Raw genomic sequence first — 18,288 nt, forward strand, 5'->3', positions numbered from 1 at the left:
AGGGGAGCTGCCCGTCAGGGCCATTGGTTGCCACTCTGTGGTGTGATTGGCCCTGGAAGTACGGCCAATCCAAGGAGAATGGTGTGGTTGACGCGCTGGGCAGCCGGCAGCTCGCCGCCCTGCTGCCCGACTCCGCCGGCAGGCGCCCCGCCTACCGCCACCTCGCCCAGGCGATCAGTGAACTCATCCTGGACGGCCGCATCGCGCTGCACGTCAGACTCCCCGCCGAGCGGGAACTGGCGGGCGCGCTCAACACCAGCAGGACCACCGTCACGGCCGTGTACGACCTCCTGCGCGAGGGCGGTTACGCGCACAGCCGCCAGGGCGCCGGAACCTGGACGGCCCTGCCCGAGGGGCGTGCCACCAGTGGCGTCCGGCGCCTCCTCGCGGCGGCCGAGGAGAGCGCCATCGACCTGGCGAGGGCCGCACCGGCCCTGCCGCGCGACACGCTCGCCGCCGCCCTGACCCGGGTGGCCCCGCACCTCGCGGACCACGCGGACACCCCCGGCTACCACCCCTACGGGCTGCCGGAGCTGCGTGCCGCCGTCGCCGAGCGCTTCACCCGGCGCGGCCTGCCGACCATGCCGGAACAGATCCTCGTCACCGCCGGTGCCCAGCACGCCCTCACCCTCGTCCTGGGACTGCTCTGCCGTCCCGGCGACCGCGTCCTGGCCGAGAACCCCTCGTACCCCAACGCCCTGGAGGCGATGCGGCGCGCCCGGCTGCGCACGGTGCCGGTCCCGGTGACCGACACCGGCTGGGACACCGAGATCGTCGAGTCGACCTTCCGCCAGGCCGTGCCCCAACTGGCCTACCTCATACCCGACTTCCACAACCCGACCGGCTGCCTCATGCCCGAAGGGGAACGAGGACGCGTCCTGCGCGCGGCTCAGCGCTCCGGTGCCTGGCTCGTCGTCGACGAGACCCTCGCCGAACTCGCCCTCGACGCCCCGGCCCCCGCGCCCTTCGTCTCCCACGCGGCCCCCGGCGGCACGGGCCAGCTCATCACCATCGGCTCCATGAGCAAGACGCACTGGGCGGGCCTGCGCGTCGGCTGGCTGCGCGCGCCCGCGCGGCTCGTCACCGAACTGGCGGGGCAGCGCGTCGCCACGGACATGGGCGGCTCGGTCCTCGACCAGCTGCTCGCCCTCGACCTGCTCGACCGTGCCGACGAGCTGCCGGCGAGCCGCCTGGAGCAGCTGCGCGGCCGTCGGGCCGCGCTGGCCGCCGCCCTCGCCGAGCACCTTCCGCGCTGGAGCTGGCGACTGCCGCCCGGCGGCCTGTCGTTGTGGGTGGACCTCGGGCAGCCGATCGCCTCCGCGCTGGCCGAGCGGGCGCTGGAGCACGGGGTGCGGATCGAGAGCGGCGCCTGCTTCGCCACCGATCCGGGCGTCTTCGAACAGCGGCTCCGCATCCCGTACACCCTGCCCGGGGACACCTTGCGCGAGGCGGTGTGCCGGTTGGCCACCGCGTACGGCGGGGGGCTTGCACCGGTCGCCGCCGCCCGGCGGCCGCACTGGGTGGCCTGAGCGCGGGCCGGGCGCCCTGGATACGGCGGCCAGGTCCCCTGGATACGGTGGCCACGCGCCCTGGACGCGGCGACGCGCTCTGAACGCGGCGGCTACGCTCCCGCCGCCACCGTCTTCGCCCAGCGGTAGTCCGCCTTGCCGCTCGGTGAGCGCTGGATGTGGTCGGTGAAGACCACCGCGCGCGGAATCTTGTACCCGGCGAGCAGCGCGCGGCAGTGGGTCTGGACTGCCTCCAGGTCCAACGCGGGCGCTCCGGGGCGCAGTTGGATGACGGCGGCGACCCTGGAGCCCCAGCGCGCGTCGGGCACTCCGGCGACCAGCGCGTCGTACACGTCCGGATGTGACTTCAGGGCCTGCTCGACCTCCTCCGGGTACACCTTCTCGCCACCGGTGTTGATGCACTGCGAGCCACGTCCGAGGACGGTGACGATGCCGTCCTCGTCGACCGTCGCCATGTCGCCGAGCAGCACCCAGCGTTCGTCGTCCTTCTGGAAGAAGGTCTCGGCGGTCTTCACCGGGTCGTTGTAGTAGCCGAGCGGGACATGCCCGCGCTGGGCGAGGCGGCCCGGCTCGCCCACCGCGACCGGCTCGTGGGTGGCCGGATCCACCACGCGCGTACGCTCGTTGACCTCCAGGCGGAAGCCCTTCCGGGGCCCCGAGTCATCCGTGGCCTTCCCGTTGGAACCGGACTCGGAGGAGCCGAAGTTGTTCAGGAGCAGCACATGCGGCACCAGCTCCTGGAACTGGGCCCGCACCGTCTCCGACATGATCGCCCCGGACGAGGAGACGCTGAACAGCGACGACAGATCGGTGCCCTTGAGCGGGCCGCGCAAGGCGTCGATGAGCGGCCTGAGCATCGCGTCGCCCACCAGGGACACGCTCGACACCTTCTCCCGCTCGATGGTGCGGAGCACCTCTTCGGGGACGTATTTGCGGTGCAGGGCCACCCGCTGGCCGTAGTGGAAGGCGATGAACGACGTCAGCGTCGACGTGCCGTGCATCAGCGGGGGAGCGGGGAAGAAGGTGAGGCCGGGCCCGCCCGCCGCGACCCGCTCGGCCAGCTCCTCGGGCCGCTTCACCGGCTCGCCCGCCGGTTCGCCCCCGAAGAGCCCCGCGAAGAACAGGTCCTCCTGGCGCCACATGACGCCCTTGGGCATGCCGGTCGTGCCGCCCGTGTAGATGATGAACAGGTCGTCCGGCGAGCGCGGCCCGAAGCCCCGGTCCGGGGAGCCCGCGGCCTCCGCGTCGGTGAACGCCACGATGTCGAGGGCGTCCACGGTGTCCGTCACGTCGGCGGCGTCCGTGGCGTCGGCGGTGTCGGTGGAGGCCGACGGGGCGGCGGGGGAGGGCGGCTCGCCCACCCGTATCAGGTGCCGCAGCTTCTCCGTGCGCGGCAGCGCCGCCGCGACCCGCCCGGTGAACTCGGCGTCGAAGACGAGCGCCGCGAGATCCGCGTCGCGGTAGAGGTAGACCAACTCATCTTCCACGTAACGGTAGTTGACGTTGACCGGTACGAGCCGTGCCTTGAGGCAGGCCAGGACGGTCTGAAGGTACTCGACGCCGTTGTACAGATGCAGGCCCAGGTGCTCGCCGGGCTTCAGGCCGCTGTCGATCAGGTGGTGAGCGAGGCGGTTGGCCGCCGCGTCCAGCTCGGCGTAGGTCAGCCGGCGCTCGGCGCCCGTGCCGGGGTGGTCGATGTAGACGAGTGCCTCGCGGCCGGGAACCACGTCGACGACCGACTCGAACAGGTCGGCAAGGTTGTACTCCACCGCTCTCCTCCTGACCCCGAACGTCCCCTGCGACGCTTCGTCCGACGTCCGGCCTGGCGGTCATCAGAGCAGAGGCGCCCACAACTGGGAAGGGGCCCCGCGCAACAAAACTGACTATGTGTCAGAAAACTATTGAACTGGCTCCCCGGCTACTGCAACCTGTTCCAGGTCCGGAGGCGACAGGCCGGCCTTCGGTGGCCGTCGATGGAGGGAGCACGGCACATGGGTGGGACGGAACACCTCTCCGTGCGGCGCGAAGGCGCCACACTGATCCTCACGCTGAACAGGCCCGAAGCGAAGAACGCCCTCTCGCTGTCGATGCTCGTGGGCCTCTATGACGGGTGGGTGGCCGCCGACGAGGACGACGCGGTCCGCTCGATCGTGCTGACCGGCGCGGGCGGCGCGTTCTGCGCGGGCATGGACCTCAAGGCCCTCGCGGGCAAGGGGATGGAGGGCGAGCGGTACCGGGACCGGATGAAGGCCGACCCCGATCTGCACTGGAAGGCGATGCTGCGCCACCACCGGCCCCGCAAACCGGTCATCGCCGCCGTCGAGGGGTACTGCGTGGCCGGCGGCACGGAGATCTTGCAGGGCACGGACATTCGCGTGGCGGGGGAGTCGGCGACCTTCGGGCTCTTCGAGGTGCGGCGCGGGCTCTTCCCCATCGGGGGCTCGACCGTGCGGCTCCCTCGCCAGATCCCTCGTACGCACGCCCTGGAGATGCTGCTCACCGGGCGGCCCTACTCGGCGGCCGAGGCGGCGGCGATCGGCCTTGTCGGGCATGTCGTGCCGGACGGCTCGGCGCTGGAGAAGGCGCTGGTGATCGCCGAGCAGATCAATGGGTGCGGGCCGCTCGCCGTGGAGGCGGTCAAAGCGTCCGTCTATGAGACCGCTGAGATGAGTGAGGCGGAGGGGCTCGTGGCGGAGCTGGAGAGAGGGTGGCCCGTCTTTGACACCGCCGACGCGGGGGAGGGCTCCAGAGCCTTTGCGGAGAAGCGGGTGCCGGTGTTTCGGCGGGCGTAGGTCTTTGTCGGCTGCGGGTGTGTTGTGGCTGGTCGCGCAGTTCCCCGCGCCCCTGACGGGGCTTACCGCCGGTCGGTTGTTCGCTGCGGGTGCGTCGTGGCTGGTCGCGCCGTTCCTCGCGCCCCTGACGGGGCTTCCCTCTCCCTGAACCCTGACGGGCGCCTCTCGTGTCCCGAGTGAAATGGAGTCTGTCCATGGCATCCGCTCCCTCGTCCGGCGTGCTTCGTGCTCCTCTTGTCGTCGAGTTTCCGTTCACCCGGTCCCTCGGGCCCGTGCAGAGCGCCTTTCTCACCGGGCTGCGCGAACGCGTCGTCCTCGGGGTCAAGGCCCGGGACGGGCGCACGCTCGTACCGCCCGTCGAGTACGACCCCGTGACCGCCGAGGAGATACGTGACCTCGTCGAGGTCGCCGCCACCGGCACCGTCACCACCTGGGCCTGGAACCACGAGCCCCGTCGCGGCCAGCCCCTCGCCACTCCCTTCGCCTGGGTCCTGGTGAAGCTCGACGGCGCCGACACCGGCCTGCTCCACGCCCTCGACGCCCCCGGCCCGGACGCCGTACGCACCGGCATGCGCGTCCGTGTCCGCTGGGCCGCCGAACGCGTCGGCGCCATCACGGACATCGCCTGCTTCGAGCCGTACGAGGGGGAGCGCGGCGCCCGCCAAGGCGCCCCGCACAGCGGGGAGTTCGCGGAACCCGTCACCGGGATCGTTGCACCCGCTCGGCTCGACTACACCTACTCGCCCGGCCGCGCCCAGACCGCCTACATCAACGCCCTCTCCGCACAGAAGACCGTTGGCGAACGCTGCCCCTCCTGCCGCAAGGTGTACGTCCCGCCCCGGGGCGCCTGCCCGACCTGCGGAGTCGCCACGGCCGAGCGGGTCGAGGTCGGGCCGCGCGGGACCGTCACCACGTACTGCATCGTCAACATCAAGGCGAAGAACCTCGACATCGAAGTCCCCTACGTCTACGCCCACATCGCCCTCGACGGCGCCGACCTCGCCCTGCACGCCCGCATCGCCGGGATCCCCTACGACGAGGTGCGGATGGGCCTGCGCGTCGAACCCGTGTGGACCGAGGGCGGCCGCTTCCCCGACCACTACCGGCCCACCGGCGAGCCCGACGCCGACTACGACACGTACAAGGAGCTGATCTAGATGGCGCCCCGCAAGCCGTCCGTGATGCGGCCCGCCCGCGACGTCGCCGTCGTCGCCTTCGGGCAGACCGACCACCTGCGCTCCACCGACGAGCTGTCCGAGGTCGAGATGCTCATGCCGGTGCTGCACCAGGTCCTCGCCGCCACCGGCCTGAGGACCAGCGACATCGGCTTCACCTGCTCCGGCTCCTGCGACTACCTCGCGGGCCGCGCCTTCTCCTTCACGATGGCGCTCGACGGCGTCGGCGCCTGGCCGCCGATCTCCGAGTCGCACGTCGAGATGGACGGCGCCTGGGCGCTGTACGAGGCGTGGACCGCGTTGCAGACCGGCGAGGCCGACACCGCGCTCGTCTACTCCTACGGCAAGTCCTCGCCCGGCTCCGTACGCGACGTCCTGACCCGCCAGCTCGACCCGTACTACCTCGCCCCGCTGTGGCCCGACTCCGTGGCGCTCGCCGCGCTCCAGGCGCAGGCGCTCATCGACGCCGGCGAGACCGACGAGCCCGCGCTCGCGGGGGTGGCGCGGCGCAGCCGCGCCGATGCCACCGCCAACCCCCATGCGCAGCTGAGCGGTTCCGTCGCGCAGGGCGATTACGTCGTACGCCCTTTGCGCACCGGGGACTGCCCGCCGGTCGGTGACGGCGCCGCCGCCGTGATCCTCGCGGCGGGGGAGCGGGCCCGGGACCTGTGCGAGCGGCCCGCGTGGATCCGGGGCATCGACCACCGCGTCGAGGCGCACGGCCTCGGCGTGCGCGACCTCACCGACTCGCCGTCCACGCGCCTGGCGGCCGAGCGCGCCGGAGTCTTCGAACGGCCCGTGGACACCGCCGAGTTGCACGCGCCCTTCACCTCCCAGGAGGTCGTCCTGCGCAAGGCCCTGAGGCTCGGCGACGACGTCACCGTCAACCCCTCGGGGGGTGCGCTCGCCGCCAACCCCATGATGGCCGCCGGCCTCATCCGGATCGGTGAGGCCGCCGCCCGCATCCACCGGGGCGCGTCCCACCGCGCCGTCGCGCACGCCACCTCGGGGCCCTGCCTCCAGCAGAACCTGGTCGCCCTCCTGGAAGGAGACACCCGATGAGCAACTCGGTGAGCAACTCAGTGAGCGATTCGATGGGCAGTTCGGTGGGCAAGGAGCCCGTGGCCGTCGTCGGGATCGGGCAGACCAAGCACGTGGCCGCCCGGCGTGACGTGTCGATCGCGGGCCTCGTCCGCGAGGCCGCCCAACGCGCGCTTGTGGACGCCGAGTTGACGTGGGCCGACATCGACGCCGTCGTCATCGGCAAGGCCCCCGACTTCTTCGAGGGCGTCATGATGCCCGAGCTGTACCTCGCCGACGCCCTCGGCGCCGTCGGCAAACCCATGCTCCGCGTGCACACCGCCGGTTCCGTGGGCGGCTCCACGGCGCTTGTCGCCGCCAACCTCGTCGCGGGCCGCGTCCACGGCACGGTCCTGACCCTCGCCTTCGAAAAACAGTCGGAATCCAACGCGATGTGGGGCCTGTCGCTGCCCATCCCCTTCCAACAGCCGCTGCTCGCCGGGGCGGGCGGCTTCTTCGCCCCGCACGTACGCGCGTACATGCGGCGCACCGGCGCCCCCGACACGGTCGGCTCCCTCGTCGCGTACAAAGACCGCCGCAACGCCCTGAAGAACCCCTACGCGCACCTCCACGAGGAGGACATCACCCTGGAGAAGGTCCAGGCCTCGCCCATGCTCTGGGACCCGATCCGCTACTCGGAGACGTGCCCCTCCTCCGACGGGGCCTGCGCGATGATCCTCACCGGCCGTGCGGGCGCGGCCCGTTCGCCCCGGCCGCCCGCCTGGATGCACGGCGGCGCGATGCGCAGCGAGCCCACGCTCTTCGCGGGCAAGGACTTCGTGTCCCCGCAGGCGGGCAAGGACTGCGCCGCCGACGTCTACCGCCAGGCGGGCATCACCGACCCGCGCAGGGAGATCGACGCCGCGGAGATATACGTGCCGTTCTCCTGGTACGAGCCGATGTGGCTGGAGAACCTCGGCTTCGCGGCGGAGGGCGAGGGCTGGAAGCTCACCGAGTCCGGTGTGACGGAGCTGGACGGCGACCTCCCCGTCAACATGTCCGGCGGCGTCCTGTCGACCAACCCCATCGGCGCCTCCGGCATGATCCGCTTCGCGGAGGCGGCACTTCAGGTGCGGGGACAGGCAGGCGCACACCAAGTGGAGGGGGCGCGCAGGGCACTTGGGCACGCCTACGGAGGCGGTGCGCAGTTCTTCGCCATGTGGCTCGTCGGGGCCGAACCGCCCGCCACCTGACGCCACCCGGCACACCGGACGAACCGAGGCCCGACTCCGCGGCCTGTCCGGCGCCCGGAGCGAAAGCTAGGCTGACGCCGGACGACGCATCGGGAGGAGCACGGACGTGGCCGACAGCACCACTCAGCAGCATCCGCTCGCGGGCTGGGACAAGCCGGAGCTCGACCTCAGCACCGCCGACTGGCAATCGAGCAGCGAAGGGCGCGGGGACGTGGAGATCGCCTTCGTCGAGGGCTTCGTCGCGATGCGCAACGGCCGCAGGCCGGAGAGCCCGTCCCTGATCTTCACCCCCGCGGAGTGGGGAGCCTTCGTCCACGGCGCGCGCGAGGGCGAGTTCGACCTGACATAGCGCCGGGGCCTGTCCGGCGGACTTTCGGCCCTGCCGACCACGTGACCTTCGACTCTCGCCGCACGGGCCGCGCCGCACGAGGCTGAAGCCATGAGCAGCGAACCGGTGAGTGGTGGGTGGCCCGGCGGCGGCACCGGGCCCGTGGTCGCGGCCGTGGACGGTTCGGCCGGCAGCGGGCGCGCCCTGGAGTGGGCGCTGACCGCCGCCCGCCTGCGGGACGCGCCGCTGCGGATCGCGCATGTGCGTACGTACGACATACCGCTCGTCGACGGCCCGTCCGCCCCGGTGCGGATGCGCGCCGACAGTGACCCGGTGCTCGATGAGGTCCGCGCCTGCCTCGACGGGCGCGCGGGCCTGCCGCCGCTGGAGTTCGTCTCCGTGGACGGCAGGCCCGGGCGCGAGTTGCCGAGGCTCGGTGCCCGGGCCCGCCTCCTGGTGCTCGGCTCACGCGGCAGGGGCGGCTTCGCCAGTCTGCTGCTCGGTTCGAACGGCCTCACGTGTGCGCGAGAGGCGCCCTGCCCCGTGGTGGTCGTGCCGCGCCCCCATGGCGAGGCCGGGGAGGCCGTGCCGGCCGACCGGCCCCGGGTGGTCCTCGGCCTTGCGGTCCCCGCGCCCGACGAGAACGCCCTCGCGTATGCGTTCGCGGAGGCCGGCCGGCGCGGGGCGCGGCTCCAGGTGATCGCCGCGTACGCGTGGTCCGTGCTGAGCCTCACCCCGGTCGGCGACTTCGTGCTGAACGCCGTCGCGGACCAGGAGACGGAGAAGGCGTACGGCGAGCTGGCCGCCGCCCAGCTCGCCCCCTACCGGGAGCGCCACCCCGACGTACCGGTGGACGTGGTCCTCGCCTCGGGTGACGCCGCCGGTCACCTCGTCGACGCCTCGCACGCCGCCGAACTGGTCGTGGTCGGCCGCCACCGGCGCGGACCGGCGCGCGGACGCGTGCTCGGCTCGGTCACGCACGCGGTGCTCCTGCACTCGGCCTGCCCGGTGGCGGTGGTCCCACCGCCGACCTGACAGGATCTGCCCCCCGTCAGCCCTCGTGGGGCTTGCTGAACTCCTCGATCAGCACGGGGTACTGCTCCCCGCCGTGCCCGGCGGCGATCGACCGAGCGGCCATCGCCTTGATCAGCTTCGGCAGCTCGGCGTTGACCCCGAGCGCCTCGCTCTCCTCGATCAGGTGATCCATCGCCCGCGCGTCGGTCTCCAGGGCCGACACCTCGGCCGGGAAGGAGCCCTTGTCGATCTGCTCGGCGTACCCGGGCAGCCACTCGGCGACGCCCGCCGCGATCTGCCGCGCGAACGGCGCGTACGTCGCGGCGTCGACACCGGCCGTCCTGAGCATGGCGGTGCCCTGGAGCCAGGCGTTCAGGACGCTCCACATCATGGCGAGGCCCGCCACGTCGTACAGGGACGCGAGCCCGTGGTCCGCCCCGAGGTAGGAGACGGTGCCGAGCGCTTCGAGCACCGGCTTGTGCGCCTCGAAGTCGGACTCGGGCCCGCTGTGCAGGATCACCGCGTCGGCGGTGCCGATCACCGGGGGGACGGCCATGATGGCGCCGTCCAGGTAGCGGGCGCCGCGCTGCTCGGCCCAGCGGGCGGTCTCCCGTGCCTGGGCCGAGTCGCCCGACGTCAGGTTGACCAAGGTGGTGCCGGCCAGGTCGGCGTCGGTCGTGGCGAGCAGTTCGCGCAGGGCGGGGTAGTCGGTGACGCAGACGATCGTCAGGGGGCTCGCCTTGAGCGCGTCGCCGAACGTCGGTGCAAGCAGGGCTCCTTCGGCCACCAGTCGGTCGGCCTTGGCGGCCGTGCGGTTCCATACGGTCGTGGGGTGCCCGGCCTTGAGGAAGGCGCGGGAGAGGGCCTGGCCCATGAGTCCGAGGCCGATAACGGTCACATGTGTGTCGGTGGTGTTGTTCATGGCAACATCGTCAACGTTGATACCGGTGTGAAGGTCAAGCGGGGGATTCGATGCGGATCGGGGAACTGGGGCGCCGGACGGGTGTCCACGCCCACCAGTTGCGTTACTACGAGGCCCAGGGCCTGCTGGAAGCGGACCGCGGCGCGAACGGCTATCGCGAGTACGACGAGGGTGCCGTGCTGCGGGTGAGGCAGATCCGGCACCTGCTCGGCGCGGGTCTGTCCTCCGAGGACATCGCCTACCTGCTGCCGTGCGCGGTCGGAGAGGTCCCGGAGCTGCCCGGCTGCCCCGACCTGCTGGCCGCGATGCGGTCCCGGCTGCGGCGCATCGACGAGCAGATCGACGGGCTCGCCCGCTCCCGTGCCGCCCTCGCCGAGTACGTGGCAGCGGCCGAGCGCGTGGGCGGCGAGAGCTACGGACCCTTCGACGGCGCCGACCTGGAGTCCGTCCCCGCCTGAGCGGCCTGGGCGGCGTGCGTGGCCCGGGCGCCCGGCGCTGAGCGTGGCCGGGTGCGCGCCGCGGCCGCTCAGCGCAGGACCACGCAGCCCCTGGCGTCCAGGGCCCGCAGAACGCGGTCGTCGGCACGTACGCCGTTCCAGCGCAGGTCCAGTTTCTCCAGCGACGGCAACTCCGCGACCCAGCCGGGCAGTTCCGTGAGGTGATTGGCGCGCAGGTCGAGGCGGCGCAGGAGCGGCAGGCCACGCAGGGCCTCCGGCACGGTCGTGAACGCGTTCTCGCGCAGCTCCAGTTCGCGCAGCCCGCTCAAGGCGCCCACGGACGGGGGCAGTTCCCGCAGACGGTTGCCGCGCAGCCACAGCTCGCGCAGCGCGGTGAGACAGCCGATCGTCTCCGGCAGCCGGGACAACGCGTTGTGCTGGGCCCGCAGTTCCACAAGACCGGCGAGCGAGCCGAGCGTGTCGGGGAGCGCGGTCAGGCGGTTCTCCCCGACGTTCAGATACGCGAGCCGGGTGAGGCGGCCGAGGGACGCGGGCAGCTCGGTGAGGGCGTTGTCGTGCAGGTAGAGGAAGCGGCTGAGTGACGGCAGGTCGCCGAGTTCCGCCGGGACCGCGCGCAGCTTGTTGTGCCCGAGGTCGAGGGTGTGCAGCGCCTTGAGCGTGCCGATGCGGGCGGGCAGGTGCGTGAGTGCGTTGTCGGCCAGGAGCAGGGCCTCCGGGCGGGGGTGCCGCCAGACCTCGTCCGGTACGTCGGTCAGGCCCGCGCGCCAGTAGTCCAGCACGGATGCGTCGGTCATGTCGGGGGCTCCGCTGTCGGTGGGGGCGCCATTATGCGCGGGGCGCGTCGGCAGTCGCGGGCCGCCCCCACTTATCTCGACGAACGCCGGTGACCGCTTCCGTCCGCACAGACAGGTAGGCCCACCCGCATCGGCGGGGGCCACAGGTCGCCCGCCTCGCATCGGCGGAGGCCACAGGTACACCCCACCCGCACCGGCGGGCGTGACAGCCCCGCCCCACCCACACCTGGCGAGGGCCGCCGCCCCCACCCCCGCCCGCCCCGCTCCATGGCAGGTCGCACCGCCCCCGCGCCCCCGCAGCCCCGTCCCCCGCGCCCCCCGCAGGCCACGCGCCCCCGCGCCGGAACGCCTCGCGGGCCACGTACCATGGGCGCATGTCCTTCCTCCGCCGCCGCAGCTCCGCCACCCCCGCGGGCCCGGACTTCGATGTCCTGGCCATGGATCCCGGTGACTGGCCCGGCAATCTCGGCGCGGGCCTGCTGCCCGCCCCCGACGGCAGCTGCCAGGGCGTGTTCCTGCGCTACGACCTCTTCGGCGGGCGCGGCCCCGCGATGATCATCGGCAATCTCCCCGAGGGCGCGCCCGCGCGCGACACCGCCGAGGGCGAGGTCCCCTTCGAGGTGGCCCAGCTGCTCATCGCCCTGGAGAACGAGGAGGAGGTCACGGTCGTCTCCACCGAGGACGTGCCGGTGATGCAGGGCGACAACCTCCTCATCGTGCGCCGACTGAAGCTGTCGGAGAGCCGCATCTCGTGCGTGCAGTTCGACCGCAGCGACAACGTCCTTGTGACCATCGCCGCCTGGGACCGGCCGATCACCGACGACCTGTACGCACTCCTGAAGCCGCTGCCCGCGGAGCTGTTCCAGCAGGCCTGACCGCCCCCGCCCGCATCCCGCGCCCCGGCCGCCTCGCACACTTCCGTCCAAGCACCGCCCCGTTCCGTCCAAGGAGCGGGGCGGTTTTCCGTCTTGCCAGGCCAGTCATCGGACCTTAGCGTGACCGGCCATGACTCAGGGGATCACGCGACGGACCACCATGAAGTCCGCGATCGGCGGCGCGGCAGCCCTCGCGGCGGGCGGTGGCGCGCTCGCCGACGCCGAGGCGGCCGAGGAATCGCCCAGCGACACATCGGATGAATTATTGCTCTGGTACGCAGCTCCCGCCACGGACTGGGAACGCGAAGCCCTCCCCATCGGCAACGGCGCCCTCGGCGCGATGGTCTTCGGCACCCTCACCCGCGAACGGCTCCAGTTCAACGAGAAGACCCTGTGGACCGGCGGCCCCGGCTCGAAGGAGGGCTACGACTCCGGCAACTGGCGCGCCCCGAGACCCGGCGCCCTCGACGCCGTGCGCCGCGAACTCGACGAGAAGGGCCGACTCGACCCGGCCGCGGTCGCCGCGCGGCTCGGCCAGCCCCGGCGCGGCTACGGCGCCCACCAGACCTTCGGCGACCTGCACATCGACGTGCCCGACGCCCCGGCAGCCCCCGGCACCGCCTACCGCCGATCCCTCGACCTCGACCAGGGCCTCGCGACGGTCACGTACCGCCATGAACGGGTGCGCCACCACCGGGAGTTCTTCGCCTCGCACCCGCACGGCGTCATCGTCGGCAGGCTCTCCGCCGACCACCCCGCCAAGGTCACCTGCACCCTGCGCCACACCTCGCCCCGCACCGACTTCACCGCGCGGGCGGACGGCGACCGGATCACCGTACGCGGTGAACTCGCCGACAACGCGCTGAAGTTCGAGGCCCAGCTGCGCGTCGGGCACCAGGGCGGCACGCGCGTCACGCACGACGACGGCAGCATCACGGTGACCGGCGCCGACCACGTGTGGTTCGTCCTCGCCGCTGGCACCGACTACGCCGACACCTACCCCCACTACCGCGGCGAGGATCCGCACGCGACCGTCACCCGAGCCGTCGACAAGGCGATCGAGGCGGGCCACGGGGCGCTGCGCGCCCGCCACCTGCGCGACCACCGCGCCCTGTTCGGCCGGGTCGCCCTCGACATCGGGCAAACCCTGCCCGCCGACGTCCCCACCGACCGGCTGCTCAAGCAGTACGGAGGAGGGGACGGCGCCGCCGACCGGGCGCTGGAAGCGCTGTTCTTCCAGTACGGGCGCTACCTCCTCATCGCCTCCTCGCGCGCGGGCTCACTGCCCGCGAACCTCCAGGGTCTCTGGAACCACAGCACCAACCCACCCTGGTCGGCCGACTACCACACCAACATCAACCTCCAGATGAACTACTGGCCCGCCGAGGCCGCCAACCTCGCGGAGACCACCGCCCCCTACGACCGGTTCGTCCAGGCCCTGCGCGCCCCCGGACGCCGCACGGCCGAGGAGATGTTCGCCAGCCGCGGCTGGGTGGTGCACAACGAGACCAACCCGTACGGATTCACCGGCGTCCACGACTGGTCGACCGCCTTCTGGTTCCCCGAGGCCGCCGCCTGGCTCACCGCCCAGCTCTACGAGCACTACCGCTTCGGCGGCTCCACGGACTACCTGCGCTCCACCGCCTACCCGGCGATGAAGGAGGCCGCCCTGTTCTGGCTCGACAACCTCCGCACCGACCCGCGCGACGGCACCCTGGTCGCCACCCCCAGCTACTCACCCGAACACGGCGACTTCACCGCGGGCGGCGCCATGGCCCAGCAGATCGTCCACGAGCTGCTCACCAGCACCCTGGAAGCCGCGCGCGTGCTCGGCGACTCCGCGGACTTCCGCGCGGAGCTGGAGAAGAGTCTCGGCACGCTCGACCCGGGCCTGAGGATCGGCTCCTGGGGCCAACTCCAGGAGTGGAAAGCCGACATGGACGACCCCGCCGACCAGCACCGGCACCTCTCCCACCTCTACGCCCTGCACCCAGGTCGGCAGATCGAGGCCGGGAGCAAGTGGGCCGAGGCGGCGAAGGTCTCGCTCAGGGCGCGCGGCGACGGCGGCACCGGCTGGTCCAAAGCATGGAAGATCAACTTCTGGGCGCGGCTGCGGGACGGCGACCACGCCCACCAGATGCTCCGCGAACAGCTGAAGTCCTCCACGCTGCCGAACCTCTGGGACACCCACCCGCCCTTCCAGATCGACGGCAACTACGGCGCGACCTCGGGCATCGTCGAAATGCTCCTGCAGAGCCAGCACGACGTGATCGACATCCTGCCCGCGCTGCCCACCCACTGGCCCGACGGGTCGGTCCGCGGCCTGCGCGCCCGCGGCGGCGCGACCATCGACATCACCTGGCGGTCCGGCCGCGCCACCCGCATCGCCCTGAAGGCCTCACGCACCCGCGAACTCACCGTGCGCAGCACCCTGTTCAGGGGCGGCACGAGAACCTTCAGGGCGCGAGCCGGACAGCGATACGTCCTCGACTAGGACCCCGAGCGCATCACCTGCACGTCCGCCGCCCGCACATAGCCGATGCGGTGCCCGTACTGGATCACGTAGTACATGTCCTTGCCGCGCACCACCTTGTGCGGCGCGGTGTCGAACGTCGGCGCGTAGAAGTACTCGCCCGGCACCTTGTCGCCGATCACGTACTTCTGGCCCGCAAGGATCTTGTAGGGCAGCGGGGAGACCGCCTGGACGGGCACGCCCGCCGGGTACGCCTCCTTCTCCGGGTACGCGCGCCCGTACACCGGGACCTCCGTCGCGCCCTCCTTCGGCGTCACCACGAACCCCTTCGCGTCGACGGCGGTGGGCTGCTTCCTCGGGTTCTTGAACCACGCCTTCTGGCCGAGGTACCAGACGGCCGTCCAGTCGCCCTGCCGATCGGCCACCGCGTACTGCTGACCGGTGGAGAGCCGCGCCCCGACGTCGTTCACGTCGATCGTGGAGTTCCCGCCGTCCGGCCGCTTCCCGATGTCCTTGATCAGCGGCGCGTCGTCACGCGGCTCGGTGTGCACACGCACCGCGGCCGACCCGTGCGGCACGCACTTCTCGGCGGGCTTGGCGCAGCCCGTGTACTCCGGCCTGTTCGCGGAGTACTCCGGGGCCACCGTCACCAGGCCGCCCTTCGGTCCCGCCGTGCGGTGGAACGGCTTGCCGAGCAGGGTGAAGTAGTGCTGCCAGTCCCAGTACGGGCCGGGGTCGGTGTGCATCCCCCGGATCGTGGAGGAGACCGTGCCCTGCACGTTGTCGTGGCCGAGGATGTGCTGGCGGTCCAGCGGGATGTCGTACTTCTTGGCGAGGTACCTCACCAGCCGGGCCGACGTGCGGTACATGGCCTCCGTGTACCAGGTGTCGGGAGCGGTCAGAAAGCCCTCGTGCTCCAGACCGATCGACTTGGCGTTCACGTACCAGTTGCCCGCGTGCCAGGCGACGTCCTTGGCCTTCACGTGCTGGGCGATGTGGCCGTCGGTGGAGCGCAGGGTGTACTGCCACGACACATAGGTCGGGTCCTGCACCATCTTCAGGACGCCCTCCCACCGGCCCTCGGTGTCATGGACGATGATCGAGTCGATGCTCTGGCTCTTGGGCCGGTTCGACTTGTCGTGGTTGCCGTAGTCGGGATTGCCGTTGGGGTCCTTGAACTCCTCGTACGGGGCCGGGATCCACTCGCACGACACCGTCCTCGGGCACTCCGTCTCACCCGGGGCCGCCTTGCGCAGCCCCATCCGCTTCAGCTGCGCCGTGTCCGGCCGCAGCCCGGGCTCCGCCGGGAGCGCCACGTACTGGCCCGCGTCCGTCGTGCGCCGCTCACCGTCGCGGATGACGGCGAACACGTCATTGGCGTACGTCGCCGCCGTCGCCTCGTCGTCCGCCCCGGAGAAGCGGGCGACCGCGCCGTACCAGTCGGCGGGGTCGGAGCTCAGCGGCTTGCCGAGCTTTTTCTGCGCCGCGGCGAGCAGGGCGGCGCCGCCCTCCACATTCGCGGCGGCGTCGGTACGCAGCTCGTCCGCCGGCAGGCCGGTCAGCTCGGCCGCGCGGGGCAACGTCTTCAGGCGCGCCGGAAGTTCGGACTCCGCGGGCACCTTCGCCCTGGGCGGCGGCATCGGGCGCGAGGTGTCGCCGCGCGGGTCCTCGTCGCCCTCGCTGTGGTGCGGGGCGGAGGCCAGGGCGGTGCGGGCGTCGGTCAGGTGCATGGGGCCGTAGCCGCCGGTGACGCTGGCCGCGCCACCGTGCGCGTCCCAACGGGACTGGAGGTAGGAGACGCCGAGCAGCACGCTCTGAGGCACGCGGTACTCGTCGGCGGCGGACGCGAAGGCGCCCTGGAGGTCAGTGGCGGACGTCTGCCGGGGAGCGCCGGGCGACGGGGCCGCGCCGAGCAGCGGCACCAGCAGCCCGGCCGACGCGAGGGCGCCCGCCGTCCTGAGGGTGCGTCTGCGGGCGGACGGGGCAGGGGCGGTGGATCCTCGCAATGCAGCCTCCTGGGGCTTCCGGGCCGATGAAGCGTGGCGGGGCGTGCGGGGCCGGGCGTGCGTCAGTGGTACCGGCTCCCCGACGATCCGTCAATCATGCCCAGGACAACTGATTTCGCATGTCAGCGCCTGTCTCGGCGCGTCAGGACCGGACTTTCGCCGGGGCAGGCCCCACCGCCTGCGACGCGTCAGTGGCGTGGACCAATGAGCGGGCGCCTCACCGGCCGAGGACGGAGACGACGGGCATGCCGAGGACAGGTACCAGGGGCATGCGAAAGTCCGCGGTGCGCCCCTGGTACGGGCGCACCGCGGACCTCTGTCCCCGTCAGCGAGTGCCGACCGCCGCTCGTACGGCCCGGCGGGCCATCTGGCAGTCGTCGTGCAGCCGCCTCAGCAGCAGCCGCTGTTCCTCACCGGACGGCGCAGCACCGGGATGGGCCGGGCCCGATGCCGCCGGGGCCGATTCGTGCATCGAACGCTGCACGGCCGTTTCGTACGTACGGATCTCGCGGGTCAGCACCAGCATGAGGTTGACCAGGAACGCGTCGCGTGCCGCGGGGCCCGCCGACTGCGCCAGCTGACTGATCTCGCGCCGCGCCACCGGCGCGTCACCCAGCACCGCCCACAGCGTCGCCAGGTCGTACCCCGGCAGATACCAGCCCGCGTGCTCCCAGTCGACCAGGACGGGTCCGGCGGGCGAGAGCAGGATGTTCGACAGCAGGGCGTCACCGTGGCAGAACTGCCACATGGACTCGGGCCCGTCGCCCTGGTGGACGGCCGAGTGCGCGATGCCCTGCAGCAGCTTCTGCAGGTCGCCCATGTCACGGTCGGTCAGCAGGCCCAGCTCGTGGAAGCGGGAGATCCGCCTGCCGTACTCCATCGGCCTGCCGAACATCTCCGCCGGCGGACGCCACTGGTTCAGCCGCAGCACGGAACCGAGCGCGGCCCGGATGTCCGTCCGCGGCGGGGACTCGATCGGGTGCCGCTGGAGTGCTGCCACCCGCCCCGGCATCCGCTCGATCACCAGCGTGCAGTCCTCGGGATCGGCGGCGATCAGGCGAGGCGCCCGCACGGGCGGGCGGTGCCGGACGAACGAACGATAGGTCGCTATTTCGTGCCGGATCCGGTCGGCCCACAGAGGGGAGTGGTCCAGTAAACACTTGGCGACGGCGGCACCGCGTCCCGCCGTACCGACGAGCAGGACGGTGCGCCCGCTCCGGCGGAGCACCTGCACGGGGTTGAACTCCGGACAGATGCGGTGCACCGAGGCGATCGCGGTGCGCAGTTGCGCCCCCTGGGGGCCGGACAAGTCGAGTCTCCCGCTGAGCGGTTGAGCGCCGGATACCGGCACACGACGGGTCCGGCCGGCGCCGAGCTGCGCGGCCGCGGGCCGCACGGGCTCCAGATAGGGGCCGTTCCCCGAGGGCGGGGGCACCTCGCGGCCCCGGGGGGCCGGGGGGCGCGGGCGGAGCGGCCGGGGCGGGGCGGACACGGAGGACGATGCTGCGTACATGGGCGATACAGATCCCTTCGTGTGCCTGTGAATTGCGTGCGCCTCCCGCCCCGATCGCGTCGGGAGCACCCTGGGGAGTGCCTTGCGGCGACCGGGTCGGGGTGGCGCACTCCTACCTGACACCCGGCCTCCCCTG

General features: G+C 72.2%; 15 protein-coding genes. 10 read left to right on the forward strand and 5 right to left on the reverse strand.

The features are described 5' to 3' along the window. Window positions 1-83: 83 nt before the first annotated feature. Window positions 84-1,529: a PLP-dependent aminotransferase family protein gene (locus tag DMA15_RS35050; protein WP_240660103.1), complete on the forward strand. Its 1,446-nt coding sequence runs from the start codon at window positions 84-86 to the stop codon at window positions 1,527-1,529. A gap of 92 nt (window positions 1,530-1,621) precedes the next feature. Here DMA15_RS35050 and DMA15_RS35055 read toward each other — a convergent pair whose 3' ends face one another. Then, on the reverse strand, window positions 1,622-3,298 hold the full coding sequence (locus tag DMA15_RS35055) for an acyl-CoA synthetase (RefSeq protein ID WP_125516686.1): 1,677 nt from the start codon (window positions 3,296-3,298) through the stop codon (window positions 1,622-1,624). Window positions 3,299-3,520: 222 nt separating this feature from the next. Between DMA15_RS35055 and DMA15_RS35060 the strand changes: the two genes are divergently transcribed. From DMA15_RS35060 to DMA15_RS35085, 6 genes are all read left to right on the forward strand, one after another. Next, entirely contained in the window at window positions 3,521-4,321 is an 801-nt protein-coding gene (locus DMA15_RS35060; RefSeq protein WP_125516687.1) for a crotonase/enoyl-CoA hydratase family protein, read from the forward strand. Window positions 4,322-4,515: 194 nt separating this feature from the next. Then, a complete protein-coding gene (locus tag DMA15_RS35065; RefSeq protein ID WP_125516689.1) occupies window positions 4,516-5,478 on the forward strand; it encodes an OB-fold nucleic acid binding domain-containing protein in 963 nt (320 codons plus the stop codon). Window positions 5,479-5,502: 24 nt separating this feature from the next. Next, complete coding sequence (locus DMA15_RS35070) at window positions 5,503-6,558, forward strand: thiolase domain-containing protein (protein ID WP_125518219.1); 1,056 nt, start codon at window positions 5,503-5,505, stop codon at window positions 6,556-6,558. Between the two features lie 44 nt (window positions 6,559-6,602). Then, a complete protein-coding gene (locus DMA15_RS35075) occupies window positions 6,603-7,769 on the forward strand; it encodes a thiolase domain-containing protein (RefSeq protein WP_125518220.1) in 1,167 nt (388 codons plus the stop codon). Between the two features lie 106 nt (window positions 7,770-7,875). Continuing rightward, complete coding sequence (locus tag DMA15_RS35080) at window positions 7,876-8,118, forward strand: DUF397 domain-containing protein (RefSeq protein ID WP_125516691.1); 243 nt, start codon at window positions 7,876-7,878, stop codon at window positions 8,116-8,118. 90 nt (window positions 8,119-8,208) lie between these two features. Continuing rightward, the gene (locus tag DMA15_RS35085) at window positions 8,209-9,132 is read left to right on the forward strand and encodes a universal stress protein (RefSeq protein ID WP_125516692.1); all 924 of its coding nucleotides are present in this window, start codon (window positions 8,209-8,211) and stop codon (window positions 9,130-9,132) included. 16 nt (window positions 9,133-9,148) lie between these two features. On the opposite strand, the gene DMA15_RS35090 is transcribed toward DMA15_RS35085, so the two are convergent. Next, the gene (locus tag DMA15_RS35090; protein WP_125516694.1) at window positions 9,149-10,033 is read right to left on the reverse strand and encodes an NAD(P)-binding domain-containing protein; all 885 of its coding nucleotides are present in this window, start codon (window positions 10,031-10,033) and stop codon (window positions 9,149-9,151) included. A 50-nt stretch (window positions 10,034-10,083) separates the two neighbouring features. Here DMA15_RS35090 and DMA15_RS35095 point away from each other — a divergent pair, with 50 nt between their 5' ends. Beyond that, window positions 10,084-10,491 (forward strand): MerR family transcriptional regulator, encoded by a 408-nt coding sequence (locus DMA15_RS35095; RefSeq protein WP_125516696.1) that lies wholly within the window; start codon window positions 10,084-10,086, stop codon window positions 10,489-10,491. 68 nt (window positions 10,492-10,559) lie between these two features. Here the strand turns inward: DMA15_RS35095 and DMA15_RS35100 are convergent, their stop codons facing one another. After that, a complete protein-coding gene (locus tag DMA15_RS35100) occupies window positions 10,560-11,285 on the reverse strand; it encodes a leucine-rich repeat domain-containing protein (protein WP_206302897.1) in 726 nt (241 codons plus the stop codon). A gap of 374 nt (window positions 11,286-11,659) precedes the next feature. On the opposite strand from DMA15_RS35100, the gene DMA15_RS35105 reads away from it, so the two are divergent. Further along, window positions 11,660-12,160: a hypothetical protein gene (locus DMA15_RS35105; RefSeq protein WP_125516698.1), complete on the forward strand. Its 501-nt coding sequence runs from the start codon at window positions 11,660-11,662 to the stop codon at window positions 12,158-12,160. A 160-nt stretch (window positions 12,161-12,320) separates the two neighbouring features. After that, window positions 12,321-14,654: a glycoside hydrolase family 95 protein gene (locus DMA15_RS35110; protein ID WP_125518222.1), complete on the forward strand. Its 2,334-nt coding sequence runs from the start codon at window positions 12,321-12,323 to the stop codon at window positions 14,652-14,654. On the opposite strand, the gene DMA15_RS35115 is transcribed toward DMA15_RS35110, so the two are convergent. Together DMA15_RS35115 and DMA15_RS35120 are read right to left on the reverse strand one after the other, a co-directional pair. After that, window positions 14,651-16,639 (reverse strand): N-acetylmuramoyl-L-alanine amidase, encoded by a 1,989-nt coding sequence (locus tag DMA15_RS35115; protein WP_125516700.1) that lies wholly within the window; start codon window positions 16,637-16,639, stop codon window positions 14,651-14,653. The genes DMA15_RS35110 and DMA15_RS35115 overlap by 4 nt on opposite strands. A gap of 325 nt (window positions 16,640-16,964) precedes the next feature. Next, window positions 16,965-18,152 (reverse strand): aminoglycoside phosphotransferase family protein, encoded by a 1,188-nt coding sequence (locus DMA15_RS35120; RefSeq protein WP_125516702.1) that lies wholly within the window; start codon window positions 18,150-18,152, stop codon window positions 16,965-16,967. Window positions 18,153-18,288: the final 136 nt, after the last annotated feature.

It is taken from the genome of Streptomyces sp. WAC 01529 (genome assembly GCF_003945545.1).
Lineage (GTDB): Bacteria > Actinomycetota > Actinomycetes > Streptomycetales > Streptomycetaceae > Streptomyces > Streptomyces anatolicus.